We start from the raw sequence: 23,227 nt of genomic DNA, 5'->3' as shown, positions 1-23,227 counted from the left end.
CTAATCCTTTAAACCACCAAGGGTCATTCCTTGTGTTAATTTTTTTTGAACAATAATATATAAAATCAAAGTTGGCAGCATGACAAGAACCATTCCTGCATACATTTGACCATAGTTTGCAGCAGATTTTTGAGCTGCCATCAAGTTCATTAACCCAACAGGTAACGTCTTATTCGGCCCTGGAATTAATGTTAAAGCTATAATGTATTCGTTCCAAAAAGCAAGAAAATTAAATAAAATGACGGCAATAATACTTGGACGAGCTATCGGAATCATAACTGAAATCATTGTTTTGAAATATCCGGCACCATCGACCAACGCCGCTTCCTCATACGTGGATGGAAGCGATTGAAAAAAACTAGACAGCAAGTAAATCGTGAATGGTAACGCCGTCGCCGCATATACCACAGCTAAAATAAATAAATTGTCTAATAGCAATCCATCACCTAGTTGGCCTCGTAAAAAGTTATCTCCGTCCAATAACATCAAGAAAATTGGCACAACAATGTAGTTCACATTGATGAATAATCCAGCTTTAAAAAAAGTATTTATCAATTTACTTCCTCTAAAGGTATATCTTGCCAACACATAAGCTGCTGGTAAAGCCACAATCAATAAAATAAGAAGGGCCAACGCAGTTACCATGACTGAATTCAACATATAGGTACCCATGTTTGCCTTTTGGAAAGCATCGATAAAGTTTTGAAAATAGAAACTTTTCGGCATGGCCCAAGGGCTTCCATAAAACTCCGAATTTTGCTTCACTGAGGCTAAGAAAACCCATGCAACAGGAATAACAATTGAAATTGCTAACGTAATAAGTGCTACGTAGATAAAGCAGCGATACATTGCTTCTGTAGTCATTCCTTTTTGTGTTTTCATTGTTTTTGGGGCTGGATAAGCTGATTCTACAGTCACTTCTTTTTGTGTTTCTATCGTTTTTGGATCTCGATAAGCTGTTTCTGTAGTCATTCTTTTTTGTGTTTCCATCGTTTTTGGACCTCCTTAATACTCCAACACTTCCCTTTTAGTAACACCACTGATAATTGCAGATAATGCGAATGAGAATAAGAAAATGACCACCCCAATAGCCATACCGTAACCGTAAGAAGAATTCGTGTAAGCCTGCTTATACATGTAGCTTAAAAACACTTCCGTCGATCCATCAGGTCCGCCGCCAGTCATTGCTTGAACGAGAAGAAAACTTAAATTAATCGTACTAATAACGAAGAAAGTTAACGTCGTCCGAATGTTGTTCCAAATTAACGGTAAAGTAATACTAAAAAATTGTCTGAACCGTCCAGCACCTTCCAAAGCAGATGCTTCATAAAAACTTTCCGGGATACTTGCCATTGCCGCCATATACATGACCATATAGTAGCCAATTGCTTGCCAAATGAGCGCCCCGCCAATGCTGTAAATGGCAATTTTCTGATTTCCGAGCCACATCTTTTGTAAGTGTTCCAGGTTAAATAAAGCAAGTAAATTATTTAACAACCCTGTAGTTGGGTCATAAACTGCAGAAAATATTCCCGCGATAACTACAACCGATAAAATATTAGGGATATAAAAAATAATTCGAAAGAAGCTTTTTCCTTTTATTTTTTCTCTTGTTAACAAAGTGGCAAACAAGATCGCCATCACCATCGTGATGAGTGTGACGATAACAATCAAAACTATACTGTTTTGGAGAGACCGAAGGAAGTTCATATCATTCCATAAAATCTTGAAGTTTTCGAGCCCAACAAATACCTTATTATTAGAAAATCCTCCCCACTTATATAAGGACATCCTGAATACCTCAATCGTAGGAACAATCATAAAAATGGCTAACAGGATTAGTGCTGGTGCAGTACAAACAAAAATAAAAATTCTTTTTTCTGTCGTCTTATTCATGCCATCACCTCAATTAATAAGTACAACGGTGAGACTAGGCGACTCACCATTGTACATAGTGAAAACGAATTCATTTTAATGCAGACCGTAATTGGTCACTCACTTTTTCAACAGAGCTTTGCCAATCTTTCACCTTTTTATCACCAGAAACAACACTGTCAATCGTTCTAAATAATGTATCTGGCATACTTACACCTTCAACAGCTTTCGTTGCAGCAAATCCACCTATTCCCACTTTCACTCCATTATCATAGATACTATAGAATGATTTATTTTCACCTGTCAGTTTATTAGAAAGGCCTTTAATAGGCTGGATCGCACTCGACTCAGCAAAAATTTCAGCTGCCTTATCCGAATAAACAAACGTCATGAAGTCTTTAGCAAGTTGTTTATTTTTAGCTGCCGATGGAATCCACATTTGTTCAAAGAAAGTAAATGCATAACGGTCGCTATTAGCATCAAGTGTTGGTAAAGCCATCATGCCCCATTCAAACCCTTTAGATCGAGGAGCTTCTTTCATTTCACCAACTACCCACGTACCATTTGGCATAAACAAAGCTTTGTTATCGAGAATCAACTGTTGATTTTTCTTGTAGTCTTTATCATTTGCATTCGCAACAGTAGTTGGTTCTGTATACTTTCCTAATTTTCCGATAATTTCAAAAGATTTTGTTGCTTCAGAAGTTTCCCAAACACCATCTGTATATTTCATAGCTTTATTAAATAACTCAGGCCCGCCCACCCCTAGTAGTAAAGAATAGAAGAATGTATCAAAGTAGCCTGTAGTAGGATAAGTAAATAATGAAATCCCTTCTGCTTTCGCTTTATCTCCTAAAGCCCACATTTCGTCCCAAGTCTTCGGCACTTCCCAACCTTTTTCTTTTAATAAACTAGCATTATAAAATAATCCAGTTGGACTATAGAACATCGGTGCCATATAAATTTTACTGTCATTATAAGGATTAGTTGCAGGTGTACCAGTAAGCCCTGGTACTAACTTATCTTTGACTTTAACATCTTCACCATAAACATTTTTATCAAAAACATCAGTAATGTCTTCTAATGCTTTATCTTTAATCAAAGTTTCTGTTAGCGCCTGTTTTCTCCCAGTTGCCAACAACACAACATCCGGATACTTTCCTGCTTTCATATTTGAACCTATGACATCCTCAAGATTTTTGTCCACTGTCAATTTAACATCAACTTTAGGATTAGCAGCTTCATATGCGTCAATCACTTTGTTCCACATCTCTTTACCATAAGCCGATTCAAGTGTTGCCACATGAAGGGTTTGTTTTTCACTGGAGCCTTTACCATCCTTAGCGTTATCAACTTTTGTAGTATTACTTTGGCAAGCTATTAAACTAAAAGATAACAAAGCTGTCATTCCAGACAACAATAACTTTTTTTTCATCTTTATCTTACCCCCATCTCCTAATCTTCCTTTCATAATTAAAGAATACAAAATAGATAACGCTTTCACAATAAACATCTTGTTCTGTTTTTTAGATATCTTGCTTTTTACTGAATATCCCACTAAAATCTTTATAAAATAGATAAAAATTCTAAGAAGGAGGGATTCATTTGTCCAATGAAGTATATGAGATTCCACAATTTCAACGAAACCATCTTCCAGTAAAACTTCTTTATATAACAAAATCAAAATACGATAAAGATTGGCATAGTACCATTCATGCTCATCACTTTACAGAGCTATTGTATATTACTAAGGGCAAAGGCACTTTTATCTTTTACAAAGAAGAAATCCCTGTTCAAGAACACAATTTGATTATCGTCAATCCAAATATCGAGCACACGGAAAAGTCGGATACAAATCATCCACTCGAATATATTGCACTTGGTATTCAAGGCCTGTCCTTTTCATCCATAGAAAATCCTAGTCCTGTCACTATTCATAACTATAAACAGGATCAAAAAAACTTCCTCTTCTACCTTCAGCAATTGGTCGAAGAAGTGGAAAACCATCAAGAAGATTATGATTTGATTATACAAAATATTCTGGAAATTTTATTACTTAAGATGATGCGAAAAAAATCTTTTAATGTAGAGAAAACATCTACTCAAAAAATTAATAAAGATATTGAATTTATTAAAAACTATATTAAGCAGCATTTTCACGAAAATATCAGCCTAGATACATTAGCAAGCATTAGTCATATTAATAAATATTATCTATCCCATTCCTTTAGAAAATTCGTCGGTGTGTCGCCTATTGAATATTTAATTCAAACTCGTATTAGAGAAAGTAAAATTTTATTAGAAACTACTAACTATTCGATTTCTAATATTTCAACCATTACCGGTTTTTCTTCACAATCATTCTTTGCACAATCATTTAAACGAGAAATGAATCTATCTCCTTCACAATACAGAAACGCTATAAATTCTAGCAAAAACAAACTAGATTCTAGTGCAAAAATTTAAAGATAAATGCAATGAATCTATACTTCTTTAATATATTGTTACTATTATTTTGGAAAGAGAGTGTCCCTATGATTCAACAATTAAAAACATATTATGGTGAGGATATAAAAATCAATGAAGCTGTGTTGTCAGAAGATTATAGCTGGTTTTTAGTTGAAGGAAATAAAGTCGGGATTCGAAAAATTCGATTACATCAAAAGGAACATCAATTGCTTTCATCCATCTTAACACCCATTCATGCTGATACATTTTATAAAACGGAAAAAGAAAAATCGTGGTACGAAGCATTATACAGAAATAACAATATCCCTATACGATCAGTTCGTTTTTTACACTTCTTCACAACACAATCTATTGTAGAAAGAGAAGAATTTCAAGATGCTTTACAGTCTATGTTTTCTTTTACTACTACAATGTTATGGGAAACTTCGCAAGCCGGTGTCCTCATCTTAGAAGAAAACATAACGGAATCTGTATTGCAAACAGCCTTAGATACACTAGAAACAGATTTTTTTATATCCCTATCCTTCTTTGTTGGAAGACGTTATTCGCAAACAACTGAATTTACTTACCTGTATCAATGGGAACGAACATTATTTTCTGTTCTTTCTCCCTATTTATCAAAAAAAATTACATACATTGAACAACTTCTCCCTTATCAATTAATGATTTCATTACCAAAAGAAGAAAGAAAAAAATACACGAATCAATTATTAGAAAATATTTCAAACGATAAAGAACTAATAGATAGCGTTAAAGTATTCTTCCAGTGTAACTTAAATGTCTCTCTTGCAGCTAAACAATTATATTTACATCGTAATACTTTGCAGTATCGAATTGATAAATTCATTGAAAAAACAGGGATTAATATAAAAACCTTTGAAGGTGCAGTAGCAGTTTATATGGCGTTTCTTTCTTTAGATATCTCGTGAAAGACGATACAATATTCATTTCTCTTATATCATCATCGTTTTATAGTCCCTTGTGTGACTGGGAAACTCTATAAACTTATTTTTCTACGAGAAAAGAATACTTTCTTCCCATATCTATAGATGAACTTAAGTTCTACAGGAGCTTTCTCGTATCTTAAATCTGTAAACTTGCATAAAAGCTCCTCATTCTTTTGTGCACAATGCCAATTTACTTACGCCTTTAATAATCTTATAATTCTATCAATTACCAAAAAAGGAGTGGATATTTATGGCCGAACTTGTATTAGATCATATTTTTAAAGTTTATGATAATAAAATCACTGCCGTTTCTGACTTTAATTTACATATTAAAGATAAAGAGTTTATTGTATTTGTCGGTCCTTCTGGGTGCGGAAAATCAACAACTCTACGTATGATTGCAGGGCTAGAAGACATTTCTGATGGTTCGTTTTATATTGATGGGGATCGTATGAATGATGTCGCTCCAAAAGATCGCAACATTGCGATGGTATTTCAAAATTACGCACTCTATCCGCACATGACTGTGTATGATAATATGGCGTTTGGCTTAAAGTTACGCAAACTTCCAAAAGATGCAATTAATCGCCGGGTAACGGAGGCAGCAAAAATCTTAGGGCTAGAAGATTACTTACAACGAAAACCAAAGGCATTATCAGGTGGACAACGCCAACGGGTTGCACTAGGAAGAGCTATAGTCCGTGATGCAAAAGTATTTTTAATGGACGAGCCTCTATCGAATTTAGACGCAAAATTACGCGTAAGTATGCGTTCAGAAATTTCTAAACTTCACCGCCGTTTAAATACGACCACTATATATGTGACACATGATCAAACAGAGGCAATGACAATGGCATCACGCCTTGTTGTTATGAAGGATGGGCTCATCCAGCAAGTTGGAACTCCAAAAGAAGTATATGATACTCCTGAGAACATATTTGTTGGCGGATTCATTGGTTCTCCAGCTATGAATTTCTTTACTGGGACATTACAAGATAGCTATTTTCACATGGAAAATATCCGCTTCAAAGTACCAGATGGTCAACTAAAGACATTAAAGCAAAAAGGGTATAATGGAAAAAAAATCATACTCGGTATTCGTCCTGAAGACATTCATGATGAACCTATCGTTCTTCAATCTTCTCCTGAATCCACAGTCGAAATTACAGTAGAAGTTGCTGAATTATTAGGTGCTGAAACGATGATTCATGGAAAACTTTCAAACCAAAACTTTATTGCGCGAATTAACGCTCGTTCCGAGATTAAAACTAACGATACACTTCCATTAGCTTTTAGTTTAGCGAAAGCACACTTTTTTGATATCACTACCGAGCAAAGAATACGAAATAATTAACGAATGTCTAAAAAAATCCCGATAGAATTGTCCCGTAAGTAACTCAATCTTTCCATTTTATTGTATGCATAACTTCTACTTCGAAAAAATAGATGTAGCTACGACAAACATTTCTTGAAAAAGAATTCAAGACTAGATTCCACTATATATGCGACAGAACCATACTAAAAAACATCTCATAGGAATATGAGATGTTTTTTAGTAATTGTTATTCTTTCAATAAATCTATTAATCCATTCCCTTCAGATGTACGTTCATATCCTAAAGGTACAGTTCTTTTAATAAGTTGTGCATATATTTCTGGTTCTGATAACTTTCTACCATATTCCCTTTCACACTGCTTTATGAGCAATGCCAGTGCTCCAGCGACATGCGGTGTGGCCATAGAAGTACCACTTAATACCGCATATTTCCCTTCAGGATACGTAGATAATATTTCATCGCCTGGCGCCACTAAATCAATTTCTTGATTTGAATTACTAAAACATGCGATTTTCCGCTCTAAATTGACGGCACCCACTTCAATTACTTCTGAGTATGCACCTGGGAAATCTAGTTCCTCCGTATTATCATTACAATCTCCATTATTCCCAGCAGCACATACGACGAGAACATCTTGCTTTACCGCATTTTGAATTGCTTCATGTAATTCCGGAACGTCTTGCGGGCCACCAAGTGACATGGAAATGACTCTAACTCTTTCTTTATTAGGTCCTCTCCAATTTACAGCATAATGAATCGCCTCAATAATTTGCTCATAACTTCCAGAACCATCTCCTGCTAAAACCTTTAACACTAACATTTTAGCGAGCGGTGCGACTCCTAAAACACCAACTCCATTTTCAGTCGCTGCAATTGTCCCAGCTACATGAGTACCATGTCCGTTATTATCAAGATAAATATTTGGATCTCCTTCGTAATCTTTCGTGAAATTTCTTCCGCCGATAATACGATCCTTTAAATCTATATGATTCATATCACACCCTGTATCTAATACGGCAACAACAATATCTTTTCCTTTTGCACTCTTCTCCCATACTTGCGGAGCATGAATGAGTTGTACACCTGGTGGAATTTCATTTACTTGTTCAACTACCTTATCTACTGTAAAAGGAATCAATTGTATACCTTTTTGTTTATTCGCTGTACTACTGTTCATCGTAATCCCTCCTGAAAATATATTATTTTCATTTCAGACCACTTTTGAAAATGCTTACATGTAACATTCGTTTTAGTTGTTTCGTTTTCCTTCCTTAAAAATATTTCTCAATAAGGCTTACGAAATTTATACTACTCTTTTATTTATCTCGTAATTTGTAGACATCAAAAATCCGATTGGTACAACCAATAACCAAAATAAAAGGACCACTAAATTGGTCCTTTTATTGTCTTTCAAGAATGATATGAAATTTTTAAAATAATATAAATTAAGACTAAGCCTCACTCTTGTTTAAAAACTTCTCTATTTCTTTTATTAAATATTTCGCTCCATCTATACTAACAGTAATGTTTCCATTTGCTAATGATATGTTTTGATTTGAAACATCACCTGTTATTTGACAAGCATTGTAAGGTTGATATTTTTGTAAAATGACTTTGTCTTCTTCTACGAAAATTTCAAGCGGTGATTTAATTTGTATTCCCAATACATCACGTAATTCTTTAGGAATTACAATTCGTCCTAATTCGTCTACTTTTCGAATAACTCCTGTTGCTTTCATATTACTTCCTCCCTTACTTTTTATTAATTTTTTCACCTCGCTTTTTCCATTTTATCACTTTTTGGTAATACCTGCCTCTTTTTAGAAAATTTTGTACTCAAGTTAAAAAAACACATTTAACGAATATATAATCTCTCTTTCAATTGTTTTAAATAACGAGATCGAATCAGTAAGAAATATACAACTTGAATTCCTACGAAAATACTTAATACAATCGTATTTTCTTTAAATAGTGGGTACTCAAACATCTGCCCGAGTGCAGTTAACGCTACTGCCCCATGTAATGTTGCAACACCTATTGGAACAAAGAATAAAAGCGCCAATCGAATTGTAACTACTTTCGATAATTCTCTACTCGTTAAACCTACTTTTCGAATCATTTCAAACAAACGAGTATCATCCTCCAAATCAGAAAACAAACGGAAATAAAGGAAGCTTCCTGCACATACGAAAAATACAATACCGATAAAGAAACCTACAAATAGAATTGGTCCTGCAATTTGTAAACTTTGGTTTTGTGCGTACTCTTCTGCACTAAACGTTGCATGTTCTTCATAAGGTTTCATCTGATGCGTTAGTTCTTTCCCAACCTCAATTTCATCTTTCGTTCCTTCTGTTTTGTATACATAATTTTTTTCCTCTTTAAATCCATCTTGTAATGCATCATACTGCTTGTTAGAGATTACATAAACGTTACCTCTTATTATTTTACTTAATGAAGACGTATTAATTTTTTTCACTTTTAAAGGTTCATTCAAATGCGGCAACGTAATTTCTTTTCTTTCTTTCATCGGTGGTCCTGGTATATCAACTGCCAAAAATAAAACTTCTTTTTTTGATACCGCATGAAAGGGTTCTCCTGTTAACTTCGCATATTCCTTATAGTCTGATTCCTTTATAAACGTGGCGCTTCTTAACGACTGCTCCTCCGTTTTCTTCGTTGAAATATTAGTTTTTGAAGCTGCTATACTATGTTTCTTTAACCCTTCGTCAATCATCTTCAAATGCTGTGATTCATTACTATTTCCTTGCTTAGAATGATAGTGAAACGCAATTGGTCTCTCCATAATCGCCTTTGTCATTGATGTAAAGCCAACTAATGTACCTATTGCTGAAAATGCTACAGTTGAAATTATCGTTACAATAAAGAACATTCTTGCGTTATCTCTCATACGGTAAGCTAAATCTGACAACGTAATAATATTTGTCTGTGTCCAATAAAAACGTTTACTTTTTTTACATAGTCTAATAATAAAAACACTCAACTGCTTGTACAGCAAATACGTACCAATAATGACTACCGTTGTAACAGGAATCATCATGATAAATACCATTGCACCGTGTGAAATAAGCGCTCCTGCATATCCGGCACTAAGCAATATAACTGCTAATATAGAAGAAATAATGGATGCTTTCGGTTCCGGCTTCGCTTCTGCCGATCCTCTAAACAATTTCATAATTTTATTTTTCCGAATCATTCCTGCACTAAACAATGAAATGATCATAAATAATACGAAAAACATCATACTCGTTACAACAATGGCTTTCATTGGAATGTAATAAGGTAAGGAAATATCTAACTTTAATATCATTGGAGCTATAAATAGTAATATTCCGGAAAATAGCATTCCAGCAAGTATCCCAAAAATAATTGCCCCTATTCCAATCATAATATTTTCAAAAAAGATAAGACGCTTTAATTGATATTTCGTCATACCTAACATCATTAAAATTCCTAGTTCACGCTTTCTCGTTTTTAAAAACATTCCCATCGAATATAAAATAAAGAAAAATGTAAATAAGTAAATAATGGACTGTGCAAAAGACATACTTACGAACACATATCGTCCCAATTCTCCAGCACTTAATGCCGGATGAAACGCAAAAAACGAATAAACAAAAAAGGCCATAATAGCAAATGCACTACTTAAAAAATATGCTGAATATGTTCGTCTATTTCGCGTCACATTCCGATATGCGAGTTCTCTAATATTCATATTACTTCTCCGCCCTTCTACTAACTATGTTCTTATATTAGTAAAGTACGGAAATCCCTTCCATCGATTCAAATGACAAAAACCTTACATTATTGAAAGGTTTCAAAAAAATTGCTTAAACGATGCAGTTTCATTATAATGACTACATTCATATTCATACACACATCCTATTGTATATTCGTTAATTTTGCGAAATAATAAAGGATAGAAGTATGTACCAATATACATATAAACTTATTTACCGCTTTAATATGAATAGGAGGAAAACATAATGACATTGCAAGAACAGATTATGAAAGCATTACACGTTCAACCTGTAATTGATCCGAAAGCAGAAATCCGTAAACGTGTTGATTTCTTAAAAGATTATGTAAAAAAAACAGGTGCGAAAGGATTTGTACTTGGAATTAGTGGCGGACAAGACTCTACATTAGCTGGACGTTTAGCTCAGCTTGCAGTGGAGGAAATTCGTAATGAAGGTGGTAATGCAACGTTTATCGCCGTGCGCCTTCCTTATAAAGTGCAAAAAGATGAAGATGATGCGCAATTAGCATTACAATTTATTCAAGCTGATCAATCTGTTGCATTTGATATCGCTTCAACTGTTGATGCTTTCTCAAATCAATACGAAAACTTATTAGATGAATCGTTAACAGATTTCAATAAAGGTAACGTAAAAGCACGTATCCGCATGGTTACACAATATGCAATCGGTGGACAAAAAGGGCTCCTTGTTATCGGAACAGATCACGCTGCAGAAGCTGTAACAGGATTCTTTACAAAATTCGGAGATGGTGGTGCAGACCTATTACCATTAACGGGATTAACGAAACGCCAAGGACGCGCTCTATTACAAGAATTAGGTGCGGACGAGCGACTTTACTTAAAAATGCCAACAGCTGATTTATTAGATGAAAAGCCAGGTCAAGCTGATGAAACAGAGTTAGGTATTACGTATGATCAACTTGATGACTATTTAGAAGGTAAAACAGTTCCAGCTGACGTTGCAGAAAAGATTGAAAAACGTTACACAGTGAGTGAGCATAAAAGACAAGTACCAGCATCAATGTTTGATGATTGGTGGAAATAAATAAAACATAAAAAAGAAGCTAATCTCATTTAGCTTCTTTTTTATATGTTAACGATATACCCCTACCCTTTTCTCCAATAAATCTTGCAGGCAATCTTCATGCTGTTTACAAAATAACGGTGGCATGTCGTCTAACGGGAAAAACTTCAAATCCAACGTTTCATCACCATCCACTTTTTTGTCGCCTCCAACTATTGAGCATGAAAAACACATCACAATTGACTGCGCCTTGTCTCCATTTGGATATGATTGAAAATATTTTGTATACACTCCAATAAGTTCATTTATTTCTACATCATACCCGGTTTCTTCTTTTATTTCTCGAATTGCAGTTTCCGCAGCCGATTCTCCTATCTCCATTGCCCCCCCTGGAAAGCCCCAAGCGTTAAAGTCGCCTCTTTTTTGCAGTAATACTTCTCCTTCTTTATTAAATACAAAACCACCGGCAAAGTTTAAGAAAACATAATCATGCCCTACTTTTTCGCGTAATTCTTTTATATAATTGGCCATTCTCTTTCCCCTTTTCATACTTCTTTTATCGCTATTCCTTATCTTTTTCAAGCAATTCAATAATTCGATCTAGCTTCTGATTCATATGCATCACTTGTTGTTTTTTTGCAGCACTGCTTTGCAATACTCTTTTAATGAACAAAGTAAATGATAGGAAAAACAAAACGATAAGTCCGATTACTAAACAAGTATATATCAATGTAAAAATATCACTCTCGAACAAATTCATTTAGATTCCACATCCTTCCTCCTTTCATTTTATTATATAATTCTAATTTTTGTAGTAATACATAAGAAAAAGAGCATCCTTTACAGATGCTCTCTTTCACCGATTAATACGTAAATGTAATTGTCGCTAATGAATAATCTGCCATCGCACTATAAGGTGCTACTTGATAAGACACACGCTTTGCACCTTTTGGCCAATTTATTTCATTTAATACTTTCTTTATATCTTGCATCGTCCCATCCATAGACTGCTTATATCGTACTTCTACCTTTTCTGGCTTAGAAGCAAATTGTTGCTGTAATTTCTTCTTAAAATCACTATAATTCTCTGCTCCGTATTGTGTAGACATATATTTTAAATTTGTTTCTTTTAACATTTGTTCATACGCCGCAGTCTTTGAACTACCCGCTTTTATTTTGTTTGTTAATTCATTAAAGTAGCTTGTAGTTGCTGCTGGATATTTGCTACGATCCCATTCGTGATCTTTACTTAACTGCTCGTCAGACATATTAAAATATGAATATGTTACACGTCCAGCTTTATCTGGCACTGGATCATCGAATGTAGTATCAAGGTGGTACCATTTGTTTTCAATGTTCACTAAATTCCATGCGTGAGCTTGTCCATTCCCTGTACCTGTTACAATATGGTTTTGGATACCTGCTTCTTTTAGTAATTCATATGTTAATAACGTATATCCTTGGCAAACAGCAGAGCTATTCGCTAACGCTTCATATGCTGTATATGCTTGATACGACGTGTCATACGATACATGTTTTACAACGTAATCATGAATAGCTTTTACTTTCTCATGATCATCCATCCCTGGTTTTACAATCGAGCCGATAATCGCTTTTGCCTGAGATTTTACATATTGTGTTTGCTCTTTCAATTCACGGTACTTCACTTGCAGTGTAAACGTATAGTTTCCTGGTAACCCTTTAATGGAATATCTAGTAGACGCTACATTATATTTTACATACTCATCTGCATCTACAATCTTATTAAACTCGCCATACAATTCATCCATAATACTTCTAGCATTTCTATCTTTTGTTTTATATGTGATTGTAATATTTTCTTCTCGATTATCAATCTGTTTTTTTAATTCTTTTTTGAAATCATTTAACAACTTTGTATCTGATTGCGATGTCGCTACAGTTTGATTTGTAGCTGCATAAGATACAGATGACGCGTGTAAGCCCCCCATTACTATAGTTGAACAAAGTGCGGCAGCTGTCACATACTTACTTGTCTTTCCCATCTCGTCACTCCTTACATTCTATAACTATACGAAAAAGTATCGTATAGTTTCAGAGTATACAATACTTTTTCGTATAGGTCATATGAGATTATGCATATTTAACATTGTAAAAGGGTTGTTCTTTTTACAAGAACAACCCTTTTCATTAACAAGTTTGTAATACACAACATACATTTTCAAAACGTCGATTTTTCAAGTCTTCATTTCCAATGCAGAAATAAAGCATCCCTAAATCTCCCCACATCATATTACAATTTTTAGTATCTGAATCAATTTGGAATAAAAGCGTCATTTGCTGCGGATCTATGTCCATATATTGTCCAGTCTCGTATAATACCTCATCTTGTACAGAAAATGGCTCACCAAATATTTGATGGTTATCATAGTTGTCTGGGATTAGCTCTTCAAGTAATTGTAAGAAACGGTCCGAATCAGCCTCATCTTCAATGAAAAGCTCTGGCAATTTATACGTTAATTCAAAAGTAATTGCACACTGGTTATAATTCGTTTGCAATTCATCTCCTCTTCGTAATTGCTCTACAGGAACATCATAATAAAGCACACGCCCCGCTTCGGTTGGATTCACATCTTCTTCAAAGTAATTTTCCACGGTAAAGAAATATAACATCCCCGTCTTAGGAAGATCGTGATTCATACCAATATTTTGTAAATCCTTTAAATTAAATTGTGCAATAAACTGTAACGTATTTCCTTTATGCGTTGGATATTCAAATGTAAATGGCAAGTCAGGAACCCCTCCCATTTTCGAACTACCTATCGCTACTGTTTCCTCCTGCTTTGGCACAACTTTTATACAAGGAAATACAGTATTCATAAGTTCCTCTTTTAAATGCGTCAGCCCATATTTATCAATTAATACTTCAATTTGTTTATTCATACATTCTCCTTATATTTACATACTTATTTGTATCATCGCACAAAAATTATACTCCATTCTTTGCAAAAACAACAAGCCTTCAAAAAAACGGGCTCATCTTCCATACGCGAACAAGTTAAAAAAAGCATAGTATACATTGTTCCTACAAACACGATAGTTCATTATTTCTTCCAGTACATTTTCCCCTCGTTCATTTTTATTTTTAATTTAAGGAGGAATTCCACATGGGTTACGGATATAGTTGCGGCGGTTACGGTTACGGCGGTAGTTGTGGTGGATGTGGTTATGGAGGCTTCGCTTTATTAATCGTTTTATTTATCCTTCTAATCATCATCGGAGCTAGCTGTTGGGGCGGCTTTGTAGGCTGCTAGTAAATTTAAAAACTATTGTAAAAAAGCACGTATAATACGTGCTTTTTTGCCATTTTCAAATATTTTATGTGAAAGGAAGTATGACTTTATGAAGATTGATGGTGTTTTTGAAGGAGGCGGTGTACGCGGAATTGCGCATGTAGGGGCAATTTGCGCGTTAGCTGAAAAAGGCTATGAATGGGAACGTGTAGCTGGAACATCAGCTGGTTCGATTATCGCTGCGCTCCTAGCAGCAGGATACTCTTGCTCAGAGCTAAAAACGATTATAACAAATATTGATTATGATAAATTTACGAAGAGAACCTTTATTGACAGAATCCCGTTTATTGGAAAAGGATTAAGCGCATGGACTACTCTTGGTATTTACTCTAATATTTTTATCGAAGAATGGATTGAAGAATTACTTCGAAAAAAAGGAGTTCACTTATTTACAGATTTACCTGATTTAAATAAGCTTAAAATTATCGCTTCTGATATAAGCAATGGTAAAATGGTTATCTTTCCTGATGACTTACCGAACTATGGATTTTTGAATTATCGCTTCTCTATTGCGAAGGCTGTAAGAATGAGTAGTACAATCCCCTTCTTTTTTGAACCGGTAAAATGGCGAACCCCAAAATGGAAACAACCTTGTTATATGGTTGATGGAGGGATTTTAAGCAATTATCCAATTTGGATTTTCGACTCCCCTACCTCTCCCCGCTGGCCGACTTTTGGGTTTCATTTCGTAAAAGATGAGATTCAAGCTGACCCTGCTCACTATAACGAGCCTATCTCCATGTTTAAAGGACTATTTAAAACAATGATGCAAGCCCATGATTTACGTCATTTAGACAAAGAATCAAAAGCAAGAACAATTACAATTCCAACAGGGTCCATTACTAGTACAAACTTTGAGTTAACAATAGAAGAAAAAGAGTGGCTATACAATTCTGGTTATAACGCCGCAAATAAGTTTTTACAATCGTGGAATTTCAGACAATATATTGATAACTATAGAAACGGAAATCAGGACCGAAAATCAAATCGTTATTTCCGTCAACTTGACTCATAATATTATTATCTTTTATACGAGAACACGTAACGCTTTCAAAAAATAAGCCTAGTAATATAATATATTACTAGGCTTATTTACTTTCTGCATCATTATTATACGTTGTTTAAGGATAAGTTAACCCTTCTGCTTCCTCTGCAGTAATAACGGTGTATCGATTTCCCGTTCGTAATCCTAACAATTCTACTTTTTCAATTGCTTCCTGCTTCGTCTCCGCATAAGCAGCTAAATATTTTTCTCCATTGATAATTTGGCAAATTACATATTGTTTCATTACTCTCTCCTCTTACTTTTTCATTAGTTGTGCAAGTTTTTTTATACCTATTTCAATTTCTTCTAACGTTGCGTATGAATATGATAAGCGCAAAAATTGATTTGCACTTCTATCATACAAAGTACCTAAATTTAATAAAATCTTTTCTTTCAAAGCTTTGTCAAATAAGCTACGGTTTGAAACGGGTACATTCATATGTAACCAAATATAAAAACCACCTACTGGTTCATACCAAGTTGCTATATCACAACAATATTTCTCTAACATTTTTAACATAAAATCTCTACGTTTTTTCAACTGAGTTCTTACAAACAGTAAATGTTCATCATACAATCCATTTGTAAACCATTCCGCTGCAATTTGCTGGGAGATTGAACTCGAGCCATAATCCGTTTGCATTTTTATATCCGCCAATCTTTGAATGACTGGCTCTGATCCAACAATCCATCCGATTCTTAATCCTGGACTAATGACTTTAGACATACTCCCAATATGTAGTACAATTCCGTTTTTATCATATGCCTTTAAAGGCTTTGAAATAGGCTTATCAAACCATAAGTCTTGATATACCGCGTCCTCTATAATAGGCAATCCAATTTCATTACATATTTCCATTACTTCTATCCGTTTCTTCGCATTCATACTAAAGTTCGTCGGATTATGAAAAGACGGGATTGTATATAAAATAGATGCATTAAATTGCTTCTTATATTTTGGAATATATGATGCATGTAAACCGTTTTCATCCATCGGTATACCAATTAATCGCATTCCTGCTGATTGAAAAACATTAAGAGAATATAAATAAGATGGTTTTTCTAATAAGATAGATGCCCCTTTTGGTAGAAGCCCCATAGAAATAAGTTGCAACGCTTGAATTGCCCCTGAAACAATTAATATAGAATCAGGAGTTACATATACACCATGCCCTTTTAAATAGTCCGCAATTTTCTTCCTTAAATAAAAATTCCCTTTCGGTTCTTCATATCCAAGTATCATGTTCGACTTTAAAAGCTTATTCATAATATCTTTCATCTTTTTTTCAGGTAAAAGACTTGGCGCGAGTTCACCTGTTCCTAAACGAATTACATGCGGATAAAATTCAGCTTGATTAATTTCTTGAATAGCAGGCAGATTTGGATAATGAAGTCCCTTTTCTACATAAGACTGCCAATTAGGCGGGGGTGCGTATATTGAAGCATTCTCATTATTATTTACAACAATTGTTCCTTTTCTGCCATTTCCTTTAATATACCCCTTTGCCGCTAGTTCATCGAAAGCCATTACAATTGTACTCCGGTTCACACCAAATATATGTGCCAAATCTCTTTGCGAAGGTAATTTCGTTCCAACAGTCCATTCACCATTAACGATTCTTTCCTTAATATACGTTTCTATTTGTTTATATAGAGGAGTCGCTAGAGACATATTCGGTTTCCAAACGAATCTTTCCATCATATCACCTTATATTCTTTTTGGTTGGTAACCTCCCCAACCATATGGATGGATACAAATTTTCATTTCTTCTATACAATATACACTATCATAATAAATTTAAATAGGAGGAAATATGATGAGTGAAGCAATTATTCATGGTATCATTCTTGCATTTGGTCTTATCATTCCATTAGGTGTTCAAAATGTTTTCGTCTTTAACCAAGGTGGGAGCCAACCAAATATTTGGAGGGCAGCCCCTGTCGTATTAACAGCCTCTATATGTGATACGTTACTCATATTGATAGCGGTACAAGGTGTTTCCCTTGTACTCCTTACTTTTTCTTGGCTAACTAACTCGTTATATATAATTGGATTTTTCTTTCTCTTATACATGGGCTTTGTTATTTGGAGAAGTAACCCTTCCAACGATGTAAAACAAGAAAAAAGTATGCCCTTAAAAAAGCAAATCCTTTTCGCTGCATCGGTTTCGTTATTAAATCCACATGCAATTTTAGATACTATCGGTGTAATTGGAACAAATTCGATTCAATACATAGGAAGTGAAAAATGGGCTTTCACACTTGCAACTATTATCGTTTCTTGGATTTGGTTTATAAGCTTAGCTTTAGCGGGGAAATTTCTAAAAAGGTTAGACTCAACCGGAAAGACAATCATATTATTAAATAAATTTTCTGGTCTCATCATATGGAGTGTCGCACTTTATATGTTAAAACAAGTTATTTATTCCTAATGAACGAAAGAGAATTGCATGTTACTAAAAGCATCATACAATTCTCTTACAAATTATGAAGTAGGTTCTGGTTTCTTTTTTACGTTCTTTGCATCTTTTGCTGGTTTAATCCAAATGATTGCTATAGCAGCACCAATCCCAGCGAGAATACTTGTTACATAAAACACTTCATGGTCAGCACCTTTCATGAAAAAAGAGTATAGAGGTGGTCCAGCTGCTACACCGATAAATCGCATAGAACTATAAAATGACGTAACCGTCCCCCTTTGCTCCTTTTCAATTCCTTGTGTAATGAGAGCATCTAAACATGGGAGTGCCATACCAATTCCTACCCCCATAATAACGAGACAAAGAATTAGTAAATAAATTCCTTTTATAAATAAAGGAATGATGACTGATGCAGCAGCCATTAAAAAACCAATGTAAATACACTTCTTCATCACATTTTGGTTATCTCCAATTTTTTTGCCAGCCATATATGAACTAAGTGACAGTACAAGTAACGGGATTGCAAGTACACACCCTTTCCAAATACCATGAATGTCATACTTTGATTCCAATATAGTTGACAAATAAAAGAGAATTCCGAATAAAATAAGCATAATAATTGCACCTAATGCAAAAATGGCAATTAACCATCTTCCTTTTTCTCGAAACGTAGCAAGAATTGATTTTATAAACTCTTTAAGCGGTGGTACTTCTCCTTCTTGTTTCTTTGCCTTTACTAGAACAAGTAATAAAACAATTGATACTACGCATAAAACTGGAATCGCCCAAAACGGCAAGAACCATACAATGGCAGCCAGAGCAGACCCTAAAATAGGGCTCAACACTTTCCCAAATGTATTGGATGTTTCGATGATTCCTAAACCTGTACTAACTTGTTTTTCATCTTTGTATAAATCACCAACACACGGTATAACAACTGGCATTGCACCAGCAGCACCAATACCTTGAATCGCTCTACCGATCAATATCCAAGTGTAGGGATTATCAACTTTCCAAGATACCCAACCAGTTATCGCTCCTCCTATAGCCGCAATCAGCAAACTCGGAACCATTACCATCTTTCGTCCCCATCTATCTGATAAATAACCAGCAATCGGTATAAGTAGAATGGCTACGATAGAATAAATTGTAATAATCATGGATACTTGAAACGATGAAATATGTAATTTCTTTTCAATAGTAGGCAGAATTGGAATGAGCATTGAATTCCCTAATGTCATAACAAGTGGAACTGATGCAAGCGCAATCAAACAACAGTTTTCTTTTTTTAACATGTTGGCTTCGAAACCTTTCATCATATATTTCTTACCATATAATAGCCCCGCTGGAACATAACTTTTCATTCCACCAGGGCTATTACATTTTTACTACTTCCCATTCACAACAAAAGAAATTGGGGAAAATATAGTATTATTCCTATTCTTTGAATCCAGTTCACAATATATCCATACCAATTAATTGAAAAAAAAAGAAAGGAAGAATCCTTCCTTTCTCCTATAACCTTCTACAATTAGCGAGTATATCCGCCACCAAGTTGTTGTTCTGCCATCGCTACAAGGCGTTTTGTAATTTCACCGCCTACAGAACCGTTTGCACGTGAAGAAGTATCAGCGCCAAGTTGTACACCAAACTCTTGTGCAATTTCATATTTCATTTGATCTAAAGCCGCTTGTGCTCCATGTGATGCTAATTGATTAGAATTACGATTTCTAGCCATTACCAATCACCTCCTTATTTATATATAAATTGTGTTAAATTTTAATTTAAATACATGGTAATTTTTGGTTATTTATATTTTTAAAAAAGAGTCTCTACAATGAGAGACTCTTACATCATTTTATACTAAGAAGTTACTACTTCTAAATTTCTATTTGTTAGTACTTTCATTTCTTCTTTTCATATATCTTTCGCATTATGTCCAAACCATTCGAGTGAAACAAAAGAGGTATACCTTAATTGGTATACCTCTTTCAAACATGTAGTTTACATAATAATATTATTTATATCCTTCCAACAATACGCCGTCTCTTCCACCTGTACTCGCTCTAAAAATTTCGTATCCATTTTTTCTGGATTAAATTTTTCATAAAACTTTTTAGAAGGATTATTCGTAACAACCCAAACTAATAGCGATTGCATATCATTGTTTTTACAATCCGATAAGAAAGCTTGAAATAACTTTTGTCCTATTTTCATTCCTTGATACTCTTGTAAAAGGTAAATCGCATATAATTCTCCCTCACAATTGTATGTACCAGTTCTTTCTACTCCTCCATCGATGAATCCAACTATTTCTCCATTTAACGTCTCTGCTACAAATCTAAATTGATGGTTACTTTCTTTTTGAAAAATGTTTTCCCACTGTTTTTCCCGTTGCTCATATGTTATATTTTCTAAAATCTCGTTAGGGAATATGTCTTTATATGTTGTTTTCCAACTATCAGCGTGAACTTTTGCTATACATGGTATATCATCTTTTATCGCTCTTCTAATACGTACCTCCATCATTCTCTCCCCCCTTGTTTACTCATCATTATATCAATTTTCCCCCTTAAAAAAACAAACAAAAAAGAGTGAATTTACTTCACCCTTTTTTATTACAATTATCTACTTTCCACTTCAACTGAAACAACACGATCTATCTCTTTTAGTGAACTATACAGCTCAGTTGTATATAAATCTTCTGGAGCTAAAATAACCATCTCCAATTGCTGAAATGCTCCACTATCTATATCTTTAATCTTCACTCGTTTTACATGCATACCTAAATTTTTAATTTGCTTAAATATACCATCCAACTCATGATGCTCTTTTACAGTAATTTTTATAGATAAATCCTTTTGTCTTAATGAATACGGTCCTGCAATTTTCACAAGTTGCGGAAGTACATTAATTGCTAAAATAATTAAAATCATAGCAACCGTCGCTTGTAAATAAAATCCTGCTCCAATCGCAATACCTAAAGCTGAAGCAGCCCACACCATAGAGGCGGTCGTTAATCCAGAAATAACGTCATTACTTCTTCGTAAAATAACACCTGCTCCAAGAAAACCAATTCCACTCACAATTTGAGCAGCTAAACGCATGGGATCCATATTTGTATGCCCTGGAACAGAATATACATGTACGGATTCAATTGAAACCATCGTAATTAAACAACTTGCTACAGAAATAACCATACTTGTTTTCACACCAAGTGGTTTATTCTTTAGCTGCCTATCTATCCCGATGAATAATCCTAAAAAGAGTGCTAAACCTAATTTGAGTAAAAATTCATATGACATATTTCCAGTCTCCTTACTTTACAATGTTTCCCTTGGAATAATTCACTATAACTCTTTTATGATATCAATTCCAGTCTTTTCTATTCATTTAACGTAAAAAACCGAAAAAACATTTGTGACAATGTTTCTCCGGCTTTTTATTACTCTTAAAACTCTTCTTTATTTCTTATCTTTAATCTTAATCTCGGCATCTTTGTAGAATGCTAATTTACTGTCATTATACTCTTTTGTAAAATTGTTAAATTGCTCTTTTGATTTTTGTGCTTCCACAGTTAATTCATTAACAGCCTTAACTTTTTCACCAATCTCTTTTAATTTCGTTTCTTTTACTTTTAATTTTTCATACAATTCTTTTTCAGTCGCTAACGCCTTCGTATAATTTTCATTCATCTTTTGGAATGCATCATAACGATTTTTATACGACTCTTCTACTGCTTTCGCTTGTTTTTGTAACTTTTTATCTTCAAGCTTCTCTATATTTCCTTGAACGGATTTCGTTTCTTTCTGAGCTTTTTCTAGCATTTCTTTCTCATTTTTCAATACTTTTTCACGGTCATCTACATTTGCAGTAGCTTGCTCTATTTTCTTCATAACAGCGTCATTATGATCTTTACCTTCTTGCAAAATTTGAGAATATAGTTCTTGGCCTTCCTTCTCTAACTTCTCTAATTTTTTCGCTTCATCAACTAATGATTTTTCTTGTGTCGCCGCCGTTTCAAAAGCTGTATATAGGTTTTCTTCTGGTTTTTCACCGAAGCAACCTGTTAATAGTCCTACTGATAGAGCTCCAACTACTGCTACTTTTCCATACTTCAACGTTCATTCCTCCATTACATACGGTTATCATGCCAGAAATTCACTGGGAAGTGACTTTCTTCATGATAAGCTTCAAACTCATAACCCTTTTCTTTTAACCCTTTTAAAATTGCTGGCACAGCAGCAACAGATTGCGGATGAATATCATGCATTAAAATGACTTCTTGTGGTTTTGTTGCATTTGTTAATACATTTTGAGCAATTTGTGCTGCAGCTGCATCAACTTGCATTTTGTTATATTTCCAGTCTAATGAATCAATTGTCCAATCCCACACTTTAAGGCCACCTTCTACCACTTTATTTCGAAGACCTTCATTTAATCCTGGCATCGAACCGTATGGTGGACGTGTTAATTTAGGTGATTTCCCAATAATATTGGTGATTAAGCTTTGATCCTCTTTCATCTCATTTACATACTCGCCATTTTTATATAACTTTGCAAAATTATGCGTCATACTATGCATTCCTACGTAATGACCTTCTGCATTTTCTCGTTTCACTAAATCTGGAAACTCTTTTACATTCGCTCCAATTAAAAAGAATGTCGCTTTCGCATCATGTTGTTTTAACGTATTTAATAATTCAGCCGTATATTTCCCTGGGCCATCATCAAATGTAAGATAAGCAACTTTTCTTTCCTTGCCATTAAAACGACTTGGTGCCGTTTTATTCATTTCTACTTTTGGTTGTTCACTTGCGAGTTGTACTACATTTTCTTGTTTTGCAACAGCCTTTGCTGGTGAAGTAATGGATTGAAACATGAAATACCCAATAGCTACTGCTGCAATCGCTATTAAAACGAATACTACTCGTTTAATTTTAAAAGCTTTTTCCATTCTATCGAATTCCTCTCCCTATTAATCTTATATATAAATCA

25 protein-coding genes are annotated in these 23,227 nt (G+C 34.4%); 7 read left to right on the top strand and 18 right to left on the bottom strand.

Annotated elements, in window-relative coordinates:
• From RCJ96_RS11975 to RCJ96_RS11965, 3 genes are all read right to left on the bottom strand, one after another.
• Positions 1-990, bottom strand: coding sequence for a carbohydrate ABC transporter permease (locus RCJ96_RS11975; protein WP_000449885.1), 990 nt, complete (start codon positions 988-990; stop codon positions 1-3).
• Between the two features lie 15 nt (positions 991-1,005).
• Entirely contained in the window at positions 1,006-1,896 is an 891-nt protein-coding gene (locus tag RCJ96_RS11970; protein ID WP_074607212.1) for a carbohydrate ABC transporter permease, read from the bottom strand.
• Positions 1,897-1,966: 70 nt separating this feature from the next.
• Positions 1,967-3,310, bottom strand: a complete 1,344-nt coding sequence (locus RCJ96_RS11965) for a carbohydrate ABC transporter substrate-binding protein (protein WP_074607281.1) — start codon at positions 3,308-3,310, stop codon at positions 1,967-1,969.
• A gap of 170 nt (positions 3,311-3,480) precedes the next feature.
• On the opposite strand from RCJ96_RS11965, the gene RCJ96_RS11960 reads away from it, so the two are divergent.
• The 3 genes from RCJ96_RS11960 (at position 3,481) to RCJ96_RS11950 (ending at position 6,645) form a co-directional block, all read left to right on the top strand.
• Positions 3,481-4,341, top strand: a complete 861-nt coding sequence (locus tag RCJ96_RS11960) for an AraC family transcriptional regulator (protein ID WP_074607210.1) — start codon at positions 3,481-3,483, stop codon at positions 4,339-4,341.
• Positions 4,342-4,409: 68 nt separating this feature from the next.
• Entirely contained in the window at positions 4,410-5,273 is an 864-nt protein-coding gene (locus tag RCJ96_RS11955) for a PucR family transcriptional regulator (RefSeq protein ID WP_000615939.1), read from the top strand.
• Positions 5,274-5,541: 268 nt separating this feature from the next.
• Positions 5,542-6,645, top strand: a complete 1,104-nt coding sequence (locus RCJ96_RS11950) for an ABC transporter ATP-binding protein (protein WP_074607208.1) — start codon at positions 5,542-5,544, stop codon at positions 6,643-6,645.
• A gap of 208 nt (positions 6,646-6,853) precedes the next feature.
• On the opposite strand, the gene RCJ96_RS11945 is transcribed toward RCJ96_RS11950, so the two are convergent.
• The 3 genes from RCJ96_RS11945 to RCJ96_RS11935 all read right to left on the bottom strand — a co-directional run bounded on the left by RCJ96_RS11945 (position 6,854) and on the right by RCJ96_RS11935 (position 10,363).
• Positions 6,854-7,804 (bottom strand): serine protease, encoded by a 951-nt coding sequence (locus RCJ96_RS11945; RefSeq protein WP_001089035.1) that lies wholly within the window; start codon positions 7,802-7,804, stop codon positions 6,854-6,856.
• A gap of 274 nt (positions 7,805-8,078) precedes the next feature.
• Entirely contained in the window at positions 8,079-8,366 is a 288-nt protein-coding gene (locus tag RCJ96_RS11940; RefSeq protein ID WP_000648330.1) for an AbrB/MazE/SpoVT family DNA-binding domain-containing protein, read from the bottom strand.
• Between the two features lie 116 nt (positions 8,367-8,482).
• Positions 8,483-10,363, bottom strand: a complete 1,881-nt coding sequence (locus RCJ96_RS11935; protein ID WP_416503726.1) for an ABC transporter permease — start codon at positions 10,361-10,363, stop codon at positions 8,483-8,485.
• A 271-nt stretch (positions 10,364-10,634) separates the two neighbouring features.
• Between RCJ96_RS11935 and nadE the strand changes: the two genes are divergently transcribed.
• Complete coding sequence (nadE, locus tag RCJ96_RS11930; protein ID WP_000174879.1) at positions 10,635-11,453, top strand: ammonia-dependent NAD(+) synthetase; 819 nt, start codon at positions 10,635-10,637, stop codon at positions 11,451-11,453.
• A 48-nt stretch (positions 11,454-11,501) separates the two neighbouring features.
• Here nadE and RCJ96_RS11925 read toward each other — a convergent pair whose 3' ends face one another.
• The 4 genes from RCJ96_RS11925 to RCJ96_RS11910 all read right to left on the bottom strand — a co-directional run bounded on the left by RCJ96_RS11925 (position 11,502) and on the right by RCJ96_RS11910 (position 14,354).
• A complete protein-coding gene (locus RCJ96_RS11925) occupies positions 11,502-11,963 on the bottom strand; it encodes an NUDIX hydrolase (protein WP_000035005.1) in 462 nt (153 codons plus the stop codon).
• A 31-nt stretch (positions 11,964-11,994) separates the two neighbouring features.
• Entirely contained in the window at positions 11,995-12,192 is a 198-nt protein-coding gene (locus RCJ96_RS11920; protein WP_001048092.1) for a DUF4083 domain-containing protein, read from the bottom strand.
• A gap of 103 nt (positions 12,193-12,295) precedes the next feature.
• Positions 12,296-13,456, bottom strand: coding sequence for a transglutaminase domain-containing protein (locus tag RCJ96_RS11915; RefSeq protein WP_242303587.1), 1,161 nt, complete (start codon positions 13,454-13,456; stop codon positions 12,296-12,298).
• A gap of 145 nt (positions 13,457-13,601) precedes the next feature.
• Positions 13,602-14,354 (bottom strand): YwqG family protein, encoded by a 753-nt coding sequence (locus tag RCJ96_RS11910; protein WP_242303586.1) that lies wholly within the window; start codon positions 14,352-14,354, stop codon positions 13,602-13,604.
• A 224-nt stretch (positions 14,355-14,578) separates the two neighbouring features.
• Between RCJ96_RS11910 and RCJ96_RS11905 the strand changes: the two genes are divergently transcribed.
• On the top strand, positions 14,579-14,725 hold the full coding sequence (locus RCJ96_RS11905) for a YjcZ family sporulation protein (RefSeq protein WP_000540425.1): 147 nt from the start codon (positions 14,579-14,581) through the stop codon (positions 14,723-14,725).
• 88 nt (positions 14,726-14,813) lie between these two features.
• Positions 14,814-15,779 carry a patatin-like phospholipase family protein gene (locus tag RCJ96_RS11900; protein WP_074607200.1) on the top strand — a complete coding sequence of 322 codons (966 nt, stop codon included), beginning with the start codon at positions 14,814-14,816 and terminating at the stop codon, positions 15,777-15,779.
• 106 nt (positions 15,780-15,885) lie between these two features.
• On the opposite strand, the gene RCJ96_RS11895 is transcribed toward RCJ96_RS11900, so the two are convergent.
• Both RCJ96_RS11895 and RCJ96_RS11890 read right to left on the bottom strand, forming a co-directional pair.
• Complete coding sequence (locus RCJ96_RS11895) at positions 15,886-16,053, bottom strand: DUF3933 family protein (protein ID WP_446699788.1); 168 nt, start codon at positions 16,051-16,053, stop codon at positions 15,886-15,888.
• A gap of 12 nt (positions 16,054-16,065) precedes the next feature.
• On the bottom strand, positions 16,066-17,508 hold the full coding sequence (locus RCJ96_RS11890; RefSeq protein ID WP_074607198.1) for an aminotransferase-like domain-containing protein: 1,443 nt from the start codon (positions 17,506-17,508) through the stop codon (positions 16,066-16,068).
• A gap of 118 nt (positions 17,509-17,626) precedes the next feature.
• Here RCJ96_RS11890 and RCJ96_RS11885 point away from each other — a divergent pair, with 118 nt between their 5' ends.
• A complete protein-coding gene (locus tag RCJ96_RS11885) occupies positions 17,627-18,241 on the top strand; it encodes a LysE/ArgO family amino acid transporter (protein WP_242303585.1) in 615 nt (204 codons plus the stop codon).
• 53 nt (positions 18,242-18,294) lie between these two features.
• Here the strand turns inward: RCJ96_RS11885 and RCJ96_RS11880 are convergent, their stop codons facing one another.
• The 6 genes from RCJ96_RS11880 to RCJ96_RS11855 form a co-directional block, all read right to left on the bottom strand.
• Positions 18,295-19,524 (bottom strand): MFS transporter, encoded by a 1,230-nt coding sequence (locus RCJ96_RS11880; RefSeq protein WP_046197775.1) that lies wholly within the window; start codon positions 19,522-19,524, stop codon positions 18,295-18,297.
• A 236-nt stretch (positions 19,525-19,760) separates the two neighbouring features.
• The gene (locus RCJ96_RS11875; RefSeq protein WP_000113545.1) at positions 19,761-19,967 is read right to left on the bottom strand and encodes an alpha/beta-type small acid-soluble spore protein; all 207 of its coding nucleotides are present in this window, start codon (positions 19,965-19,967) and stop codon (positions 19,761-19,763) included.
• 266 nt (positions 19,968-20,233) lie between these two features.
• Positions 20,234-20,755, bottom strand: coding sequence for a GNAT family N-acetyltransferase (locus RCJ96_RS11870; protein ID WP_139302745.1), 522 nt, complete (start codon positions 20,753-20,755; stop codon positions 20,234-20,236).
• A gap of 98 nt (positions 20,756-20,853) precedes the next feature.
• Complete coding sequence (locus tag RCJ96_RS11865; RefSeq protein WP_000119508.1) at positions 20,854-21,534, bottom strand: MgtC/SapB family protein; 681 nt, start codon at positions 21,532-21,534, stop codon at positions 20,854-20,856.
• A 159-nt stretch (positions 21,535-21,693) separates the two neighbouring features.
• Positions 21,694-22,350, bottom strand: a complete 657-nt coding sequence (locus tag RCJ96_RS11860) for a YkyA family protein (protein ID WP_000873555.1) — start codon at positions 22,348-22,350, stop codon at positions 21,694-21,696.
• A 14-nt stretch (positions 22,351-22,364) separates the two neighbouring features.
• On the bottom strand, positions 22,365-23,186 hold the full coding sequence (locus tag RCJ96_RS11855) for a peptidoglycan-N-acetylglucosamine deacetylase (protein ID WP_074607191.1): 822 nt from the start codon (positions 23,184-23,186) through the stop codon (positions 22,365-22,367).
• Positions 23,187-23,227 lie beyond the last annotated feature (41 nt).

The organism is Bacillus sp. BSL6 (assembly GCF_052928345.1).
This window is presented reverse-complemented; position numbering and strand designations above follow the sequence as displayed.